General features: G+C 61.5%; 16 protein-coding genes, 5 tRNA genes and 1 pseudogene. 8 read left to right on the forward strand and 14 right to left on the reverse strand.

The window, feature by feature from the left end; genetic code table 11:
• Window positions 1-123: 123 nt before the first annotated feature.
• From L1069_RS03655 to hemA, 4 genes and pseudogenes are all read right to left on the reverse strand, one after another.
• Window positions 124-258 (reverse strand): annotated as a pseudogene (locus L1069_RS03655) (transposase); the annotation flags it as partial.
• A gap of 351 nt (window positions 259-609) precedes the next feature.
• On the reverse strand, window positions 610-1737 hold the full coding sequence (ispG, locus tag L1069_RS03660; RefSeq protein ID WP_237454826.1) for a flavodoxin-dependent (E)-4-hydroxy-3-methylbut-2-enyl-diphosphate synthase: 1128 nt from the start codon (window positions 1735-1737) through the stop codon (window positions 610-612).
• A gap of 114 nt (window positions 1738-1851) precedes the next feature.
• Window positions 1852-3057, reverse strand: a complete 1206-nt coding sequence (locus L1069_RS03665) for a helix-turn-helix domain-containing protein (RefSeq protein WP_237454827.1) — start codon at window positions 3055-3057, stop codon at window positions 1852-1854.
• A 129-nt stretch (window positions 3058-3186) separates the two neighbouring features.
• Window positions 3187-4422, reverse strand: a complete 1236-nt coding sequence (gene hemA / locus L1069_RS03670) for a 5-aminolevulinate synthase (protein WP_237454908.1) — start codon at window positions 4420-4422, stop codon at window positions 3187-3189.
• A gap of 374 nt (window positions 4423-4796) precedes the next feature.
• Here hemA and L1069_RS03675 point away from each other — a divergent pair, with 374 nt between their 5' ends.
• The 3 genes from L1069_RS03675 to L1069_RS03685 all read left to right on the forward strand — a co-directional run bounded on the left by L1069_RS03675 (window position 4797) and on the right by L1069_RS03685 (window position 7321).
• Window positions 4797-6188, forward strand: a complete 1392-nt coding sequence (locus tag L1069_RS03675) for a M20/M25/M40 family metallo-hydrolase (protein WP_237454828.1) — start codon at window positions 4797-4799, stop codon at window positions 6186-6188.
• A 467-nt stretch (window positions 6189-6655) separates the two neighbouring features.
• On the forward strand, window positions 6656-6877 hold the full coding sequence (locus L1069_RS03680) for a hypothetical protein (RefSeq protein ID WP_129371299.1): 222 nt from the start codon (window positions 6656-6658) through the stop codon (window positions 6875-6877).
• Window positions 6878-6931: 54 nt separating this feature from the next.
• Window positions 6932-7321, forward strand: coding sequence for a nuclear transport factor 2 family protein (locus tag L1069_RS03685; RefSeq protein WP_237454829.1), 390 nt, complete (start codon window positions 6932-6934; stop codon window positions 7319-7321).
• Between the two features lie 41 nt (window positions 7322-7362).
• Here the strand turns inward: L1069_RS03685 and L1069_RS03690 are convergent.
• The 8 genes from L1069_RS03690 to L1069_RS03725 all read right to left on the reverse strand — a co-directional run bounded on the left by L1069_RS03690 (window position 7363) and on the right by L1069_RS03725 (window position 10027).
• Window positions 7363-7439: transfer RNA gene (locus L1069_RS03690), tRNA-Asp, on the reverse strand.
• Window positions 7440-7521: 82 nt separating this feature from the next.
• Window positions 7522-7598: transfer RNA gene (locus tag L1069_RS03695), tRNA-Asp, on the reverse strand.
• An 82-nt stretch (window positions 7599-7680) separates the two neighbouring features.
• Window positions 7681-7757: transfer RNA gene (locus L1069_RS03700), tRNA-Asp, on the reverse strand.
• Between the two features lie 200 nt (window positions 7758-7957).
• Window positions 7958-8033 (reverse strand) — tRNA-Val (locus L1069_RS03705).
• A gap of 75 nt (window positions 8034-8108) precedes the next feature.
• Window positions 8109-8678, reverse strand: coding sequence for a histidine phosphatase family protein (locus L1069_RS03710; RefSeq protein WP_237454830.1), 570 nt, complete (start codon window positions 8676-8678; stop codon window positions 8109-8111).
• Between the two features lie 115 nt (window positions 8679-8793).
• Window positions 8794-8868 (reverse strand) — tRNA-Val (locus tag L1069_RS03715).
• A 13-nt stretch (window positions 8869-8881) separates the two neighbouring features.
• Complete coding sequence (locus L1069_RS03720; protein ID WP_237454831.1) at window positions 8882-9439, reverse strand: HU family DNA-binding protein; 558 nt, start codon at window positions 9437-9439, stop codon at window positions 8882-8884.
• Window positions 9440-9571: 132 nt separating this feature from the next.
• Window positions 9572-10027, reverse strand: a complete 456-nt coding sequence (locus L1069_RS03725; RefSeq protein WP_129371302.1) for an Lrp/AsnC family transcriptional regulator — start codon at window positions 10025-10027, stop codon at window positions 9572-9574.
• A 132-nt stretch (window positions 10028-10159) separates the two neighbouring features.
• Here L1069_RS03725 and L1069_RS03730 point away from each other — a divergent pair, with 132 nt between their 5' ends.
• Entirely contained in the window at window positions 10160-11215 is a 1056-nt protein-coding gene (locus L1069_RS03730) for a Glu/Leu/Phe/Val dehydrogenase dimerization domain-containing protein (protein WP_237454832.1), read from the forward strand.
• Window positions 11216-11551: 336 nt separating this feature from the next.
• Here L1069_RS03730 and lon read toward each other — a convergent pair whose 3' ends face one another.
• Entirely contained in the window at window positions 11552-13963 is a 2412-nt protein-coding gene (gene lon, locus L1069_RS03735; protein WP_237454833.1) for an endopeptidase La, read from the reverse strand.
• Between the two features lie 521 nt (window positions 13964-14484).
• On the opposite strand from lon, the gene rsgA reads away from it, so the two are divergent.
• Window positions 14485-15552 carry a ribosome small subunit-dependent GTPase A gene (rsgA, locus tag L1069_RS03740; RefSeq protein ID WP_237454834.1) on the forward strand — a complete coding sequence of 356 codons (1068 nt, stop codon included), beginning with the start codon at window positions 14485-14487 and terminating at the stop codon, window positions 15550-15552.
• A 57-nt stretch (window positions 15553-15609) separates the two neighbouring features.
• Here the strand turns inward: rsgA and tgt are convergent, their stop codons facing one another.
• Entirely contained in the window at window positions 15610-16740 is a 1131-nt protein-coding gene (tgt, locus tag L1069_RS03745) for a tRNA guanosine(34) transglycosylase Tgt (RefSeq protein ID WP_237454835.1), read from the reverse strand.
• A 70-nt stretch (window positions 16741-16810) separates the two neighbouring features.
• On the opposite strand from tgt, the gene rimK reads away from it, so the two are divergent.
• From rimK to L1069_RS03760, 3 genes are all read left to right on the forward strand, one after another.
• The gene (rimK, locus tag L1069_RS03750) at window positions 16811-18217 is read left to right on the forward strand and encodes a 30S ribosomal protein S6--L-glutamate ligase (protein WP_129371307.1); all 1407 of its coding nucleotides are present in this window, start codon (window positions 16811-16813) and stop codon (window positions 18215-18217) included.
• A 74-nt stretch (window positions 18218-18291) separates the two neighbouring features.
• Window positions 18292-19182 carry an SPFH domain-containing protein gene (locus L1069_RS03755; protein ID WP_129371308.1) on the forward strand — a complete coding sequence of 297 codons (891 nt, stop codon included), beginning with the start codon at window positions 18292-18294 and terminating at the stop codon, window positions 19180-19182.
• Window positions 19182-19457: a hypothetical protein gene (locus tag L1069_RS03760; RefSeq protein ID WP_129371309.1), complete on the forward strand. Its 276-nt coding sequence runs from the start codon at window positions 19182-19184 to the stop codon at window positions 19455-19457. Before L1069_RS03755 ends, L1069_RS03760 begins: the two co-directional genes overlap by 1 nt.
• Window positions 19458-19538: the final 81 nt, after the last annotated feature.

Here is a 19538-nt window from a genome sequence, read left to right on the forward strand (position 1 = left end):
GTCTCGGAACGGCGGCGCGCCGGTCACTGTCGCGCATTGCTGGGCGCAAGGTCCAGATCTTTGTCCGGCACCGCTTCCCTATCGCCCCTCTCGTGCATGTCAACATGCACTGCCGGGCAGTGGATGCGTCGAGATCCATTTGTTCAGCGTCGATACGCCAACGCCCAAGTCAGACGCCACCTGTTTGCGTGTCAGTCCGCTGGTCAACGCGATCCGCACCGCATCAGTGCGAAATTCGTCCGTCCGTTTCGTTCCCATAGCTCGTCTCCTTTGGTGCAATAAATGCTATCAAAGGAGCGGCATCAAACCGCGACACGTCCATATCTCCTCTCCCTCGAAGATCAGCAGACAGCAAATCCTAGCTCACGTCAGCGTCCGAATATCGAGGAGCACCTCAATCACCGGGGTTACCCACCGGCTGGGCGGTGGCAGCTAAACCACCCAGATCCGGGGTGAACTGCCAATGAGTGAGGGATGAACTGGCTTGGGGATGTTCAAATTTACAATGCGCCTAAGGCAAAAAAAACCCGGGATCCAGGACACTGCCCTGGACCCTGGAGTATTTTTGCAAAGATGAAAAAGCGGGCAGGCTGAAGCAGGCCTGCGGGGTTATTCCGCAGCTTGAGCGGCCATTTCCGCTTCAATTTCCGAGGCCTTTTTCACGACCTCTTCAACGATGTGGTCGACCATCTGTTCGTTGGACATCTTGTGGCTGGCCTTGCCCGCCAGATAAACCATGCCCGCACCCGCGCCGCCGCCAGTGAAGCCGACGTCGGTCATCAGCGCCTCACCCGGCCCGTTCACCACGCAGCCGATGATGCTGAGGCTCATCGGAGTGTGGATATGGGCAAGCCGTTCTTCCAGCGTTTCCACCGTCTTGATCACGTTGAACCCTTGGCGCGCGCAACTGGGGCAGGAGATGATATTGACGCCGCGGTGGCGCAGGCCGAGGGATTTGAGGATCTCAAAGCCGACTTTCACCTCCTCCACCGGATCGGCAGAAAGGCTGACGCGCAGGGTGTCGCCGATGCCCATCCACAGCAATTGACCCAGGCCGATTGCCGACTTGATGGTGCCGGTAACAAAGCCGCCCGCCTCGGTTATGCCGAGGTGGATCGGCGCGTCGGTCGCCTCTGCCAGCTGCTGGTATGCGGCGGCGGACATGAAAACATCCGATGCTTTCACCGAGATTTTGAATTCGTGGAAATCATGGTCTTGCAGGATGCGGATATGGTCGAGGCCGGACTCTACCATCGCTTCCGGGCAGGGCTCGCCGTATTTATCCAGGAGGTGCTTTTCCAGCGACCCGGCATTCACCCCGATGCGGATTGAGCAATTGTGATCTTTTGCGGCTTTGATCACTTCGGCCACGCGTTTTTCGTCGCCGATGTTACCCGGGTTGATGCGCAGGCAGGCGGCACCCGCCTCGGCGGCCTCAATGCCGCGTTTGTAGTGGAAATGGATATCGGCCACGATCGGAACCGGGCTTTCGCGCACAATCTCCTTCAGCGCCTTGGAGGACGCCTCATCCGGGACCGAGACCCGGACCAGATCCGCGCCTGCCTCAGCCGCGGCCTGGATCTGGGCCACGGTGCCGGCCACATCGGTGGTCAGCGTGTTGGTCATCGTTTGCACCGCAATCGGGGCGTCGCCGCCGACGGGCACATTGCCGACATGGATCTGGCGGCTTTTGCGGCGCTCGATATGGCGCCAGGGGCGGATGTGGTTGATCGACATGAGGAATGCGTCCCGGCTGGATCCTGTTAGCAGCTAGATACGTGCTGAGAGGCGGCGCTGCAATGGCAGCCCGCCTGTTGCGGCGGGATTCGCCGGGCACAATCGCGGTAACAGTTACTCGGCCGGCTGGTCCGCCTGCAGCTCGGCGACCAGTGTTGCCAATGCTTCATTGCTGCCATCGGCCAGATCAGCCAGTGCAAACCGGTTGGTGATCGCATCCATCGACAGGTCGATATTCTTGGATACCTGGCCGCGTTCGCCGACCGGGCCGAAATGTTCGCCGTTCACCGCGAAATAAATTGCGCTGCTTTCGCCGGTGCGCAAACGCGGGGCGTCTTCGGTCAAAGGCACCTCAAACCGCTGGCCTGCGTCCATGATGGTTTCCAGGATCACGCTGCCATCTGCCGCGGTGACCTGCACCCAGGACGGGCGCACCGCAACCATTTCAACACCGGGTTCAACCTCAGCCACAACCTGCGGCACCAATTGCAGCGGCCCCCCGCCTTCATAGGGCAGGCTGGCTTCGGCCAAGGCCAGCGAGGGCACTTCGGGCGCAGCAAAATTGCCCAGAGCGGACGGATCCAGGGTCGAAATCGGTGCATCGCGCGCCACCAGCACAGGCACATCCAGAGCCTGCGGGCGGTAAAGCCGGTCCAGCGCCTCAGCTGCCGGATCCTGCGCGTCCCCGGCTGCATTCAGAACCGCGCTGTTCAGCGGATCAAGGTCAGCCAGCACCGCAGGAGTTTGATCCACTGGTGCGAACTGCACCTGCTGCACCTCTTTCAAGACAGCCCAGCCGCCATAGCCGATGCCGCCGATCAGCGCTGCCAGCACCATCAGCGAGCCGACAGCCCGCGGTTCGATCTGGCTGAGGAAACTGCTGGGGGCGGGAATAAACGGTGTGTTGGGCGAGGCAAAAGCATCGCCGCCCAGCCCGGTGGATGTGACTGCCGGGCCGGCGCCGTCTTTGGTCCGGCTGGAAGCCTCGGCAGACATGCCATGGGCAACAGTAAATCCGCTTTCGGTGCAGAAATCCTGAAAAGCTTCTTCTGCATCCATGTTCAGATAGCGAGCATAAGAACGCACATACCCGGCAATGAAGCCGGGCGTGTCAAAGGCGGAAGGGTCGGAATTCTCGATTGCGGCGATGTAGGACGCCTTGATCCGCAGCTCACGCTGCACATCAAGCAACGACTTACCCATCGTTGCTCGCTCACCGCGCATAATGTCGCCGAGCTTCAATTCGAAATCGTCAAAACCTTTCGGCTCTGCCGTTCCGCCATGCTCTTCTTGCTTGCGCTGGGTGAAGCGCCCGATCATGCCTGCTGTCCCATTTTTGCCTGCCGCAATCTGTTCAGGGCGGTGAAAGAATCACAATTGCGACTCAGATCCGCTCATTGATTAGCAACAGCGTAACACACTGAAGGTAAATTTACACTGATCAGTATGTTACCCGGCAAGTTCGGCACGATTCAGCGCACAATGCGACCACAATGCGTCCATCGCCTGGACCAGCGCGTCGATTTCCTTGGGGCCGTGCACCGGCGACGGGGTAAAGCGCAAACGCTCGGTGCCGCGCGGCACAGTCGGATAGTTGATCGGCTGCACGTAGATGCCATAGTCCTCCAGCAGATGGTCGGACAGCACTTTTGTGTGGACCGGGTTGCCGACAATCACCGGCACGATGTGGCTGCCATGATCAATGATCGGCAGGCCAAGACCCTTAAGCCGCAATTTCAGCACCTTGGCCTGGTCCTGATGCTTGTCGCGCAGATCCTGCGCGCCCTTCAGATAGGCAACCGAAGCCGCCGCCCCTGCTGCCACAGAGGGGGCCAGCGAGGTGGTGAAGATGAAGCCCGGCGCGTAAGAACGGATCGCGTCGCACATCTTGGCCGAGGCTGCAATATAGCCGCCCATGACGCCATAGGCCTTGGCCAGCGTGCCGTTGATGATGTCGATACGATGCGACAGGCGGTCACGCTCAGTCACGCCGCCGCCGCGGGGGCCGTACATGCCAACTGCGTGAACTTCGTCGATATAGGTCAGCGCGCCGAATTCATCCGCCAGGTCGCAGATTTCCGCGATCGGGCCGAAGTCGCCGTCCATCGAATAGACCGATTCGAAGGCAATCAGCTTGGGTGCTGCGGGATCGTCGGCTGCCAGCAGCTCACGCAGGTGGGCCACATCGTTGTGGCGGAAGATGCGCTTGGCACCGCCATTGCGGCGCACGCCCTCGATCATCGAGGCATGGTTCAGCGCATCCGAATAGATAATCAGCCCCGGAAACAGCTTGGGCAGCGTGCTTAGCGTGGCGTCATTGGCGATGTAAGCCGAGGTGAACAGCAGCGAGGCTTCCTTGCCATGCAGATCAGCCAGTTCGGTCTCCAGCTGCTTGTGATATACCGTAGTGCCCGAGATGTTGCGGGTGCCGCCGGAGCCTGCACCGGTCGAATCGATGGCATCATGCATCGCCTCCAGCACAACCGGATGCTGGCCCATGCCCAGATAGTCATTGCCGCACCAGACGGTGATGTCCTGTTCGCCGCCGTCCGGACGGGTCCAGACCGCATGCGGGAAATGGCCCTTTTTGCGCTCGATGTCGATAAAGGTCCGGTAGCGGCCCTCGTCGTGAAGGCTGGCAATCGCTGCATCCAGTTTCGCGGTATAGTCCACCGGCATCTCCATGGCTTCATGCGGCCCCAGGGGCACGCGGGCTGTGTAAGGGGCACGGCCTGTCGGCGATGCGGCCACATTCACGGTCCGGAATGATTACCGCAGGCACCCCCTTTGATCAACTGCATACGCGCGGGCCTAGGTGCGCAACATTGATGCAGGTCAAATAAAACTTAAACAGGGGCTGGGCAAGGACAGCTGCGGCCAACCTGTGGCCGTTTGCGTCGTATATGCCGCGTGTTCACGCGTCACTATGCGCAGGATCGGAAACCTGCCGCCCTGGAAAAACAAGCGAAACCCCGCCCTTCCCCCACTGGCCCCTGTTCAGGACCGCTGCTAGGGTCCGCGGCAAATTGCCCGCAACCGGACACGCAGGAGAATGAAAGATGGCACTGAATGATGTTCTGGACCGGATCGACACAGAGCTGGATGCCGCCACCGAACGGCTGATGGACCTGCTGCGGATCCAGTCGATTTCCACTGATCCCGCCTTTAAGGCCGACTGTGACAAAGCCGCCGACTGGCTGGTGGCTGACCTCAACGCCATCGGTATCAAGGCGGAGAAGCGCGAAACGCCGGGCCATCCGATGGTGGTGGGCCATGTGGGCGAAGAGAACACAGACGCCCCGCATGTGCTGTTCTACGGCCACTATGATGTGCAACCGGTCGACCCGCTTGCCCTGTGGAACACGCCGCCGTTTGAGCCGCAACTGGAGGAAACCCCGAACGGCACCGTGATCCGCGGCCGCGGATCCTCGGACGACAAGGGCCAGCTGATGACCTTTGTCGAGGCCTGCCGTGCCTGGAAGGCCGTGAACGGCTCCCTGCCCTGCCGCATCACCTTTTTCTTTGAGGGTGAAGAGGAAAGCGGCTCCCCCTCGCTGATCCCCTTCATGGAAGCCAATGCCGGGGAGCTGAAGGCCGACCTCGCGCTGATCTGCGACACGTCGATGGTGTCGCGCGGGGTGCCGTCGATCTCCTCGCAGCTGCGCGGCATGCTAAAGGACGAATTCACCATCACCGGCCCGCGCATCGACTTGCATTCGGGCCACTACGGCGGCCCCGGCCTGAACCCGCTGCGCACGCTCTCGGAAATTGTTGCCTCCTTTTATGACAGTGACACCGGGCGCGTGGCCGTCGAGGGTTTCTATGACGGCGTGCATGAGGTGCCCGAGGACCAGCTGCGCCAATGGCAGACCTGCGGTTTTGACGAATCCGAATACCTGAGTTCGGTCGGCTACTCGCAGCCGCACGGCGAAAAAGCCTATTCCACCCTGGAACAGCAATGGGCCCGCCCGACACTGGAGGTGAACGGGCTTTGGGGCGGCTACAACGGGGCCGGCTCCAAAACCGTGATCCCGTCCGAGGCGCACTGCAAGATCACCTGCCGCCTGGTCGGCGACATGGACCCGGATGCGCTGCGTGCCAAGATCCGCAAGCACGTCGAGGACCGCCTGCCCATTGATGCCTCGGTAGCCTGGAACAACGATCTCGAAGGCTCCCCTGCCGCGGTAATGAACACGTCGCGCCCTGAGTTCGAGGCCGCCCGCGGCGCCCTGTCGGATGAATGGGAGCGCGAAGCGGTGTTCTGCGGCATGGGCGGCTCGATCCCGATTGCCGGCTTCTTCAAGTCGATCCTGGGCATGGACGCGATGCTGATCGGCTTTGCCAATGACGACGACGCCATCCACTCGCCGAATGAGAAGTATGACCTGAAGAGCTTCCACAAGGGCATCCGGTCCTGGGCCCGTGTCCTGGACGCCCTGTCGCGCAAGTAACCCCAGTTTCGGGCGGCGCACTTCGAAGCCCCGCCCGGATACTCCAATCCGGTCACCGAGAAGCAAGCCGGTCAACGGGAAGCAGGCATGAACTCTCTCCTCAAGACGTGCGCAAGACTTACGGCAGTGATGGCACCGCTTCTCCCCGCTCCGCCCGGTACCGCCCAAGGCCACCGGATGCATTAGCCAGCAGCAGCGCACTCCCGCCCGTCATCAAGCCTCTTGCGAGGCCTTCTTCCCGTTGGGCCTGGCGCCTTTGGCGCGGGAGCGTTCCGGCTCCGCCCGCTGCCCGCAGAACAGGTGGCATCGCCTGTAAACCCGCCGCACACGGGATTCTCCAGGATCTTGCAGCGCATTTTTTCCAACGTTTATCCCGGTCCCCCTCCCGGATTAAGAGTTGGTTATCCGAACCATCCGATACTGTATGTGATTTCTGCCGCGACAGCGGACTACGATGGAGACAGCAGATGGCACAAAGCAGATTCAACCGCCCGCCCGGTTTCGAAGGCAACCAGACCGACCCGGAAGAAAGCTACCGCGCCGGCTATCAGCACGGCACCCGCGTGATGCTGCGGTATCTGGAAACCATCCCCAAGGCAGACCTGGAACGCCTCAAGAAATGGGTCGATTTCGAACTCACTGGCTGGCGCCACGACACCGGCGCGGACCCGAACCCTCCAGCCCTTTGACCCCCCCGGCCCCGACTGCTTGCACCTGATGCGCCTGTTCGCCAATGTGGCGCCATGACGGAAAAGAATACGACCAAAGGCCCGCAGCTGGCCGAAATCCTTACCCTGGAATCCAAGGTCTGGGAGGCACTTGTTTCCGGCGACCCCGAGGCAGATGGCCGGATGCTGTCGGAGGACTTCCTAGGTGTCTATCCCAGCGGCTTTTCGGGCAAGGCAGGCCATTGCGATCAACTGAAGGACGGGCCGGTAATGGCGCAATTCCGGCTGAGTGATGCGCAGCTGCGCATCATAACAGAAAAAGCTGTACTGCTGTCCTACCGGGCGCGGTACCGTCCCTCAGGCAGCTCGTGCTGGCAGGTCATGCTGATCTCTTCGCTTTGGGAAAAGAGCGCGCCAGGCTGGCTCAACACTTTCAGCCAGGACACTCCGGAAACAGCCGAATAACCATACTGCAGCTGCGCTCATACCTAAAAGTAGGGAGAAAGTGGCGCGGTTGACGGGGCTCGAACCCGCGACCCCCGGCGTGACAGGCCGGTACTCTAACCAGCTGAGCTACAACCGCGCATTTGCCTTTCGGCGGTTGTTTCCATCCAGTATTCCCCTCCGGGGCGGATCCTGTTTTGCCCCAGGATGAGGCGCAGCAGTGGCGCGGTTGACGGGGCTCGAACCCGCGACCCCCGGCGTGACAGGCCGGTACTCTAACCAACTGAGCTACAACCGCATTTTCGCCTTTCGGCGGATTGTTTCCAATCCAATTCCCCTCCGGGGCGGATCCTGTTTTGCCCCAGGATGAGGTGCAGCAGTGGCGCGGTTGACGGGGCTCGAACCCGCGACCCCCGGCGTGACAGGCCGGTACTCTAACCAACTGAGCTACAACCGCCCGCTGCACGTTCAGCATCGCTGCTGAATGTTGGGCTGTAATATTCCCACCTCTTAGAACCGTCAAGAAGTGTTTTGCCTTTTTCGGGACTTTCCCTCAAAAAAAATTCTCCCTCCCGGTAATCCCTTGAAACAGATGAAAAAAGCTCAAAGACTACGTGCCAATCGGCATCTCAGAACGGTCAATCTGCAAGGTGGGGATGGTGGGTCGTGAGAGGCTCGAACTCCCGACATCTTCGGTGTAAACGAAGCGCTCTACCAACTGAGCTAACGACCCGGTAAGCGGGGATTTAGACAATGCCGCCGGGCAGCGCAAGAGGAAAACGAAGATTTTTCCACCCTGCCCGCCGGTTCACTCCAAAACGGTTTCCACCCCGTTCTCCAGCACATAAACGCACCCCTGTCCGTTCGGCAGCGCCGCCATGCTGTCGCGGGGCAGGCCGCAGATGATACCGCGCATCACTTGCCCCAAAAGCCCATGCGCCACCACCACAGACGGCCCGGTCAGCGACAGCATGAAGTCCAGAATGCGGCCATGAAAGCTGGCATAGCCTTCGCCGCCCGGGGCCTCGCAGAACAGATCCAGATTCCGCGGATTGGCGCCATGGATCTGCGGGTAACGCTGCGCGACATCCTGCAGCGTCATCCCCTGAAACACTCCGGCAAAGGCCTCTGCCAGGCGCGGGTCGGTCACAAACGGCGCCCCTCCCAACGCGATATCCGCCGTCTGCTGGGCACGGCCCAGCGGAGACGCATAGCAGGTCGGATTCTGCTCCAACACCGGCGCCATCAGACCGGCCTGCCGACGGGCATGTTCAATGCCCAGCGGTGTCAGCGGCGATTCCAGCTGGCCCTGAATGCGGTGCTCAGCATTCCACTCGGTCTGCCCGTGTCTCAGCAGCCAGATTTTCGGAAATTGCATCACATGCCCCCTGCCCGGTTCTATCGCCAAATTGGTAGCGGCAAGCCGGGGGCAACGGAACCCCGCAAACAAGAAAAGGCGCTCAACCTATTCAGGGAGCGCCTTTTGAAAAGAATGGTGGGTGATAAGAGATTTGAACTCCTGACATCTTCGATGTGAACGAAGCGCTCTACCACTGAGCTAATCACCCGTGAGGCAGGCTTCTACCCGTCCGACGCGGCCTCTGCAAGAGGGTCATTGGAAGAATTTCCGGCTTCCCCGGAATTTTCTGCCGCCGCGCTTTTTGCGAGGGCCGGCTGGCGCAGTTTGCATACGAACACTTTGCCATTGCTGCGCTCCTGGCTGCGGTTGATGCGCAGTTTCCCGAACGGCTTGAGGTTCAGTTCACGGCCTTCGGCCACAGCCTCGCCCAGCAGCGCCAGAACCGCCTCCACCACCGGCTTTGCGTCTCTCTTTTTGACACCAGAGCGTTCGACCGCCAGCTCCACCAGTTCCTTCTTGTTCAGTTCCGGTGCGGCAACAACCGGTGAAGCGGCTGTTACAACCACGGGTTCCGGTGCGGCAGACGCTTCGGATGACGGGTTGGCCTCTGGCACGTCCCGCTGCATCGGTGCGTTCACATCTTCCGGCTTGTCTGTCGCAGGTTTCACAGCAGCCGTCCTGGCGGTGGACGCCTTCAGCGTGCCTGCCTTGCGGACAGGTGGCTTGCCATCGCCGGACTTGCGCCCGGATGTACTGCTTTTACTGGTTGCTCTTGCCATTTGTGCCCCGTGATCCTGTTATTTGCCCTGCATCGGTTTCTCAGCTGCGCCGCGCTGTTGCGATTGGCAGCCAGGCGTGCGGTCCTGCTCTGTGCAGCCAGCCTAACACAGGCCCCCTCCGGCGTGAACCGGTTAGCAGGCCGGCAGGGCATCGCGCTGAATCATAGTGCGCAAGGTAAAACTGGATCGGGTGTTGCGAATGCCCGGCACCCGCATCAGACGGTCCTCCAGAAACCGGTCGAAATCCGGCAGATCCTCGGCCACCACCCGCAGCAGGATATCGCGCGTGCCGGTCATTAGGTAGCACTCCATCACCTGATCGAACTGGCGCACCGCTTTTTCAAAAGCCTGCAGGGCGCCGGTCGATTGGCGCTCCAGCTCCACCGCCACAAAGATCGTGACCGGCAGCCCCATCTTGGCCTGATCCACCCGCGCGGAATAGCCGCTGATCACGCCGCTTTCCTCCAGATTGGCCACCCGGCGCGCACAGGGTGTTGGCGATAGCCCGACCTTCTCAGACAATTCGGAAATCTTCAGCCGCCCATTGCGCTGAAGCGCAGCCACAATCTTGCGATCAATTGAGTCCATGGAGTTTTCCTCTAAGAAAAGCTTCTTTTTCAGAGCATACCACCAAACACTACGGCCCTGGCAGGTCTGTTTAGTGAAAACCGGCGCCCGCGCTCTAGTATTATCGGGAAAAGTTTTGGAGGAGCAATCCAGATGACAGTGACTGCCGTCGCATCGACCACCCATGAAGAGATCTACCGCGTCGAGGAGGCCTCCGCAGGGCTGCTTGGCTTCATCGCCATCCACTCCACCCGGCTGGGTCCCGCCGCCGGCGGTTTGCGGATGCGCCCCTATGCCAGCGAAGAGGAAGCACTGACCGACGTTCAGCGGCTCAGCGAAGGCATGACCTACAAGAACGCCGCAGCGGGACTGACGCTGGGCGGCGGCAAGGCGGTGATCATCGGCGACCCTGCCCGGGACAAATCGCCGGAGCTGCTGCGTGCCTTTGCCCGTGCCATCGAAAGCCTGGACGGCCGTTACATCACTGCCGAAGACATGGGGATGAGTCCTTCCGACATGGGGGTTCTGGCAGAGGAAACCCGGTTTGTGGCAGGTCTTGCCGATGGCGAATATGCCAGCGGCGATCCCTCACCCATCACCGCCCGCGGTATTTTCAACGCGATTTGCACCACGCGTGCCCACAAACACGGCAGCCGGGATCTGGGCGGCGTCACCGTTGCGGTGCAGGGCCTCGGCCATGTCGGCTGGTATCTTTGCCAGTTTCTGACCGAGGCCGGCGCCAAGCTGATTGTGACAGACATCGACGAGGCCCGTGTAGAACAGGCAATTGCCGAATTCGGCGCCAAAGCAGTGCCGCTGGACGGAATCTACGGTGTTGACGCAGACGTCTTTGCTCCCTGTGCCATCGGCGGCATCTTGAATGCCGGGACGATCCCGCAACTGAAGGCGGATATCGTCGCAGGCGGCGCCAACAACCAGCTGGCGACCGCTGCTGACGCCGCAGCCCTGCACGCGCGCGGCATCCTTTATGCGCCCGACTTTGTGGCCAATGGCGGCGGCATCATCAACGTCGCCACCGAAATCCAGCGGATCAAGGACCGTAAGGGATTTGTTGCCGAGAAACTCAAAGCGCTGGACGAAACGATGGCGTCGATCCTGATCCAGGCTGAGGCAGCAGATGTCAGCCCGGCCGAAATGGCCATTGCCACGGAACAGACCAGAATGGCCGGTTCCAGCAAGGCGGCCTGACCGACTTCCCAAGCGATACCGCGGGGCGTTCCCGCACCCGCACGGACCCCGGCCTGCGGCAGGTCTCCATACGGGTTTTGGGCACAGCGGCCTGCCCCGTCGGGGCAGGCCGCGCGCCGCACCTGGAGTGCGGCGCCCCGCCCAACTGCTGCTGAGGCGCATCAGCGCATCGCGCAGCGGGCGGGAGCCCTCCTCCCACGCCTGAGGCCAGTCAGGAAAGACACACAGAAACCTGGAGCCATGCCCCGGCAAGAAGGGCCGGAACGGAAGATAAAACTGAAAAAGGGCGGCCCTGCGGGACCGCCCCTTCTATTTTCCATTCACTGCAGGCCTAGATCAGTGGGCTGTGGCGCCTGCCCCGTCCTCTGAGCCTTTCAAGGCCGCCTTGGCTGCTGCGGCTTCCTCGGCCTCCTGGTCCCATTCGATGGGGTCCGGCTGGGACACCAGCGCGTGCTTCAGAACCTCGGACACATGGGACACTGGGATGATTTTCAACCCTTCTTTCACATTGTCCGGAATTTCCGGCAGATCCTTTTCATTTTCCTGCGGGATCAGCACGGTCTTGATGCCGCCGCGCAGGGCCGCCAGCAGCTTTTCCTTGAGCCCGCCAATGGCACTTGCATTGCCGCGCAGCGTGACCTCGCCCGTCATCGCAATGTCCTTGCGCACCGGGATGCCGGTCAGCACCGACACAATCGCGGTGACCATCGCCAGGCCTGCGCTTGGGCCGTCCTTGGGCGTCGCGCCGTCGGGCACATGCACATGGATGTCCAGCTTGTCGAACTGCGGCGGCTTGACCCCGATCTGCGGGCTGATCGAGCGCACATAACTGGACGCCGCTTCGATTGACTCCTTCATCACATCGCCCAGCTTGCCGGTGGTCTTCATCCGGCCCTTGCCCGGCAGCCGCAGCGCCTCGATCGACAGCAGCTCACCGCCAACCGATGTATAGGCGAGGCCGGTAACGACACCGACCTGATCTTCCATCTCGGCCAACCCGTAGCGGAATTTCTTGACGCCCAGGAAATCATCCAGATTGTCCGCCGTGACAGTCACGCTGCCGGCCTCTTTCTTGATGATCTTGGTCAGTGATTTGCGCGCCACTTTGGCAATCTCACGCTCCAGGTTCCGCACGCCCGCCTCGCGGGTGTAGGTGCGGATCATCTCCGTCACCGCGTCCTCGGTCAGCTCGAACTCCTTGGCTTTCAACCCGTGGTTCTTCACCTGCTTGGAAATCAGGTGCTGCTTGGCGATCTCGCGCTTTTCGTCCTCGGTGTAGCCCGACAGCGGAATGATCTCCATCCGGTCCAGCAGCGGCCCGGGCATGTTGTAGCTGTTCGAGGTGGTCAGGAACATCACGTTCGAAAGGTCGTATTCGACCTCCAGATAGTGATCCATGAAGGTGTTGTTCTGTTCCGGATCCAGCACCTCCAGCATGGCGCTCGCAGGGTCGCCGCGGAAATCCTGGCCCATCTTGTCGATCTCATCGAGCAGGATCAGCGGGTTGGTGGTTTTCGCCTTCTTCAGCGCCTGGATGATCTTACCCGGCATCGAGCCGATATAGGTCCGGCGGTGGCCGCGGATCTCGGACTCGTCGCGCACGCCGCCCAGCGAAATGCGGATGAATTCGCGCCCGGTCGCCTTGGCAACCGATTTACCCAACGAGGTTTTACCCACGCCCGGCGGGCCGACGAGGCACAGGATCGGCCCCTTCAGCTTGACTGAACGCTGCTGCACCGCCAGATATTCAACGATCCGCTCCTTGACCTTCTCCAGGCCATAGTGATCCTCATCGAGGATCTCCTGCGCCTTGTTCAGGTCTTTCTTGACGCGGGACTTGGTGCCCCACGGGATCGACAGCATCCAGTCCAGATAGTTGCGCACCACCGTGGCTTCGGCCGACATCGGCGACATGTTCTTGAGCTTCTTCAGCTCGGCATCTGCCTTTTCGCGCGCCTCTTTCGACAGTTTGGTGGCGGCGATTTTCTCTTCCAGCTCGGCGATTTCGCCAGCGCCCTCCTCGCCGTCGCCCAGCTCCTTCTGAATGGCCTTCATCTGCTCATTCAGATAATATTCGCGCTGGGTCTTCTCCATCTGGGATTTGACGCGGGTCTTGATCTTCTTCTCGACCTGCAGAACCGACATTTCGCCCTGCATCAGGCCATAGACCTTCTCCAGCCGCTCGCTGATGGACAGTGTTTCCAGCAGTTCCTGCTTGCGGTCCACCTCGATGCCCAGATGACCCGCAACCAGATCGGCCAGCTTGGCCGGCTCGGTGGTTTCACCCACGGCGGACAGGGCCTCCTCGGGGATGTTCTTGCGGACCTTGGCGTAGCGCTCGAACTCGTCCCCAACAGTGCGCACCAGCGCCTCGGTGGTGGTGACGTCGCCGGGCATTTCCGGCAGTTCTTCGGCCTTGGCCTCAAAGAAATTGTCGTTTTCCAGGAATTCGGTGATCTTTACACGCGCCTGCCCCTCGACCAGCACCTTGACGGTGCCATCGGGCAGTTTCAGCAGCTGCAGCACATTGGCCAGCACGCCCACAGAATAGATGCTATCGGTTTCGGGATCGTCCTCGGAGGGGTCGATCTGGCTGGACAGCAGGATCTGCTTGTCATCCGCCATCACCTCTTCCAGGGCGCGCACCGATTTTTCCCGGCCCACAAACAGCGGCACGATCATGTGGGGAAAAACCACGATGTCGCGCAGCGGCAGGACTGGGTAGGAGGAATTGAGTGGCTCTTGCATACTCGGTCCTTTGATTTGGCAAGACGGTCCGGCCCCGATCCCGGCAGCTTTGGCCCGTCTCCTCAATTGATGTCTTTATCTGGGGGGATGGTTAACACTTTTCAACCGCCCTGCCCCAAGGTTTGCAGCCACCTTGCCCGCACCGCAGCCGGACCACAAGGGCGCAAATGGTGAAAGGGTGACCAAAGGCCTAACGGGCCCGCCGCAGCTGTAAGAGCCGCAGGTCACTGGCCGTTTAACAGCACATAGTTGCGCCCGGCCAGCCGTCATCCAGCAGCCATACGGGCGGGTTCCAACTGCTGGGCACAGGGTTCGCATCCAGCACCTTGAACAACTGCGCGCCGGCGCCTAAACTGCCCGGCGAATACCGGAGATTGTATGACCTGAGTCATCCGGGCCCGCGGCATGCCGGCCCACACCAAACACAAAAACCTTCAGACCTGCAGCCAGCGGGCCGGTTTTGTTTGGCCGCATTTGAATATACCACGCCCGCCAAACGGGCTCTCCGAGAGTTTTAAGACATGAACCGCAGAAAACTTCCCGGCTTTCTGAACACCCCCGTGCGTCCCCAGGTCGCTTCCGGCCTGAGCGAACTGGGTTTCAAACCCTTTTTTCAACAGCAGATGGCAGATGCCGCCGAAGGCGCCGCCCCGGCCCGCATCACCGCCATTCACCGCAGCCAGTTCGACCTCATCAGCGCTGACGGCCCCCTCACCTGCCCGGCCATTGACGGCGCCGCTGTCGGGGACTGGCTGCTGCTCGACCCAGAAACCGGGCACGGAACCGTCCTGCTGGATCGTACCTCGCTGTTTAGACGGCGCGCACCCGGCACCGGCCGCGAAACACAGTTGATTGCCGCCAACATCGACACGCTGTTTATCGTCACCTCCTGCAATCACGACTTCAACATCGCCCGGCTGGAACGCTTTCTGGCGCTTGCAAACGAAGCAAATACCACCCCGGTGATCATTCTGACCAAGGCCGACCTCACAGATGATCCCGACAGCTACCGAACGCAGGCCCAATCCTTGCAGCCCGGCCTTGTTGCCGAAACCATCGACGCCACCAATCCTGCAGAGGTGAACCGTCTGCGCGCCTGGTGCGGGCTGGGGGAAACGGTGGCATTGGCCGGCTCCTCTGGTGTCGGCAAGTCCACGCTTGCCAACACCCTGGTCGGCGGCGGGTTGATGCAAACCGGCGCCATCCGCGAAGACGACAGCAAAGGCCGGCATACGACCTCGCACCGGCAAATGCTGCGGCTGCCCGGCGCCGGCTGGCTGATCGACACCCCCGGCATGCGCGAGCTGCAGATATCAGACGCGCAGGACGGTATTGATATGGTGTTTCAGGATCTCACCGATATCGCGGCGCACTGCCGTTTCAGGGACTGCCAGCATGAAAGTGAACCGGGCTGCGCCATCCAAGCAGCCGCCAAAGCCGGTCAGCTTGACACCGCCCGCATTGCGCGCTGGCAAAAGCTAAGATCCGAGGACGCCTTTAACGCGCAGTCTCCGTCTGAACGCCGCGCCGCCGGCAAAGCGCTTGGCAAGGTGATCAAACAGGCCAAGCGCATCAAGCGCAAAAAGTGAGCCCCAAGATCCGAACCCGCCCCTGGCGCAGCAGCGCCGGGGGTATCGGGGCGCCGCTTACAGCGGCTCGATATCGCCCTGCGCGCGGGTATCGTGAAAATCCTTCTGCCAGGCCTCAAAACTGCCGACGGCAATCGCCTCCCGCATACCTTGCATGATCTCCTGGAAATAATGCAGGTTGTGCCAGGTCAGCAGCATCCCCGAAATCATCTCGTTCGAGCGGAACACATGGTGCAGGTAAGCCCGCGAGTAACTTGAACAGGCCGGGCAGCTGCATTTCTCATCCAAGGGCCGCGGGTCGTCCTGATGGCGGGCGTTCTTGATGTTCACCACGCCATAGCGGGTAAAGGCCTGCCCGGTGCGGCCCGACCGCGACGGCAGCACGCAGTCCATCATGTCAATGCCTCGCGCCACAGCGCCGACGATGTCATCGGGCTTACCCACGCCCATCAGATAGCGCGGCTTGTCTTCGGGCAGGAAACCGGGAGCGTAATCAAGGCAATCAAACATCGCCTCCTGCCCCTCGCCCACCGCAAGGCCGCCAACGGCATAGCCCTCGAACCCGATTTTCTTCAGCGCCTCGGCGCTTTCTTCGCGCAGGTCCTGTTCCAGCCCGCCCTGCATGATCCCGAACAGCGCATGGCCGGGCCGGTCGCCGAATGCCTCGCGCGACCGCTCGGCCCAGCGCATCGACAGGCGCATTGATTCCGCAATCCGGTCACGGTCGGCAGGCAGCGCCGGGCATTCGTCAAAGCACATCACGATATCGGACCCCAGCAGCCGCTGGATCTCCATCGATCGTTCCGGTGTCAGCTCATGCTTGGAGCCGTCGATATGGCTTTTGAATGTCACGCCCTTTTCGGTCAGCTTGCGCAGACCCGCCAGCGACATCACCTGAAACCCGCCCGAGTCCGTCAGAATGGGCCGCTCCCAGTTCATGAACTTGTGCAAGCCCCCCAGCCGGTCGATGCGTTCGGCCGTCGGGCGCAGCATCAGGTGGTATGTGTTGCCCAGCAGGATGTCGGCCCCGGTCGCGCGCACGCTTTCCGGCATCATCGCCTTGACGGTCGCAGCGGTGCCGACCGGCATGAAAGCAGGCGTGCGGATTTCACCGCGCGGCGTATTGATGACACCAGTGCGCGCCGTGCCGTCGGTTGCCTTCAGTTCAAAGTTGAAAAGCTCTGCCATCTTCCATTCCTGCCGTTAAACTCAAACCGGCACACCGGTGATTCCCCCCTAATGCCAAGGAGCCAACTCCATGTCCACAGCCGACGCCGCACCGCAATTGAAACTCGGCTGGGAAGAATGGGTCAGCCTGCCCAACCTTGGTCTGCCTGCATTGCGCGTCAAGGTCGACACCGGCGCCCGCACCTCCTCGCTGCACGCCACCGGCATTGAAACATTTGGCCCGGCAAGCGCCCCCAAGGTGCGCTTCATGGTGCATCCCATCCCCGGTCAGTACGATCTGGAAATCCCCTGCTCTGCCCTGATCAAGGACCGGCGCGAGGTGACGTCGTCAAACGGCGAAAGCGAAATGCGCTTTGTGATCGAAACCCCGATGGAAATCGCAGGCCAGTCCTGGCCGGTGGAGCTGACGCTGACCGACCGGCGCGGCATGGCGAAACACATGCTGCTGGGCCGCCAGGCGCTGACCGAGAACGTGACAGTGGTGCCGGGCGAACGCCTTTGCCAGCCGGAACTGGATTATTCGGTCTATTCCTCTTCCAGCATCCGCAAATCCGCCCCGAAACGCTCGCTGCGCATTGCTGTGCTCAGCCGGGAGGACAATTACTCCACCCGCCGCCTGGTGGAAGAGGGTGAGAACCGCGGCCACACAGTCGAGGTGATCAATACCACCCGCTGCTACATGGCGCTGAACGCGCTGGCGCCCGAGGTCCATTATGACGGCAAGCGGCTGCCCCGCTATGATGCGGTGATCCCGCGCATCGGCGCCTCGGTCACCCAATACGGCACCGCCCTGCTGCGCCAGTTCGAAACCGTGGGCACCTATTGCGTCAACGGCGCCGAAGGCATCACCGCCAGCCGCGACAAGCTGCACGCGCATCAGATCCTGGCCCGCCACAAGATCGGCATGCCCGCCACCGCCTTTGCAGCCTCCCCCAAGGACACCGGCAGCCTGATCCAGATCGTGGGCGGCGCGCCGCTGATCGTGAAACTGCTCGAAAGCACCCAAGGCAAGGGCGTGGTGCTGGCGGAAACCACAAAGGCCGCCGAAAGCGTGATCACCGCCTTTCGCGGGCTCAAGGCCAACTTCCTGGTGCAGCAGTTTGTCAAGGAAGCTGCAGGTGTGGATATCCGCTGTCTGGTGGTCGGCTCCAAGGTGGTCGCATCGATGAAACGCTCCGGGGCGGAGGGTGACTTCCGCTCCAACCTGCATCTGGGCGGCAGCGCCGAAATCGTGCGTATCAGCAAGGAGGAACGCTCTACTGCGGTCCGCGCCGCCCGTGCCTTTGGCCTCAACGTGGCCGGCGTCGATCTGTTGCGGTCGGAAACCGGCCCAAAGGTGCTGGAGGTGAATTCCTCCCCCGGATTGGAAGGGATCGAGAAGACCTCCTCCAAAAACATCGCCGCGCTGATCTATGCCGAGATCGAAGACCGGGTCCGACCGGCCCCGATGCGGCGGCTCAAACCCTCTGCCTCTTGAGGCGCAGTTTATCTTGACCTGCCGGAACGGGCGCAGGATCCTGCCCGCAGGCGTTTGAAACAGAAAGCATATTCATGAACGAAGACCTGATTCTGGACCTTCTCTCCAGCAACCTGCTGTACTTGCTGGGCGCGGTCCTGCTGATCATCGTGGTACTGAAGGGCGTGCGCATCGTGCCGCAATCCGAAAAATACGTGATTGAACGGTTCGGCCGCCTGCATTCGGTGCTGGGGCCGGGCATTAACTTCATCGTGCCGTTCCTGGATGTGGCCCGCCACAAGGTGTCAATCCTGGAGCGCCAGCTGCCCAACGCCACCCAGGACGCGATCACCAAGGACAACGTGCTGGTGCAGATCGACACTTCGGTTTTCTACCGCATCCTGGAGCCGGAAAAGACCGTCTACCGGATCCGCGACGTTGACGGCGCCATTGCCACCACCGTGGCCGGCATCGTGCGGGCCGAGATCGGCAAAATGGACCTGGACGAGGTGCAATCCAACCGCTCGCAGCTGATCGGGCAGATCCAGCATTCGGTCGAAAGCGCGGTGGACGACTGGGGCATCGAAGTAACCCGCGCCGAAATCCTGGACGTGAACCTTGATCAGGCCACCCGCGACGCGATGCTGCAGCAGCTGAATGCCGAGCGCGCCCGCCGCGCCCAGGTGACCGAGGCCGAGGGCGCAAAACGCGCGGTTGAGCTGAACGCCGACGCCGAGCTTTATGCCGCCGAACAGACCGCCAAGGCCCGCCGCATCCAGGCCGAGGCCGAGGCCTATGCCACCGAAGTCGTCGCCAAGGCGATCCGCGAAAACGGTATCGAGGCCGCGCAATACCAGGTCGCGCTGAAACAGGTGGAATCGCTGAACGCGCTCGGCAAGGGCGAGGGCAATCAGACCATCCTGGTCCCCGCCCACGCGCTGGAGGCCTTTGGCAACGCCTTCAATCTGCTGAAAGGGGGCAAGTGATGGACATGCCGTTCTGGGCCTTGTGGTGGGTGTGGGGCGCCGCGGCGCTGGTGCTGGCCATACTGGAGGTTCTGGTGCCCGGCTTTGTCTTTCTCGGCTTTGCCATCGGCGCCGCTGCGGTCAGCCTGCTGCTGCTGGCGGGCGCCGGTCTCAGCCTGCCGCCGCTGTTGCTGATCTTTGCGGTGCTGTCGCTGGCGGCCTGGCTGGTGATGCGCCGCTTTTTTGCCCTGCCCAAGGGCCAGGTGAAGACCTTCAACCACGACATCAACGACTGACAACACTAACTGGCCCCACTAACTGACAGCAGGCCGGGCTGCACATCACCGCAGCTCGGCCATTCGGTCAGGCCTTATGAT

It is taken from the genome of Leisingera sp. MMG026 (genome assembly GCF_021654205.1).
Classification (GTDB): domain Bacteria; phylum Pseudomonadota; class Alphaproteobacteria; order Rhodobacterales; family Rhodobacteraceae; genus Leisingera.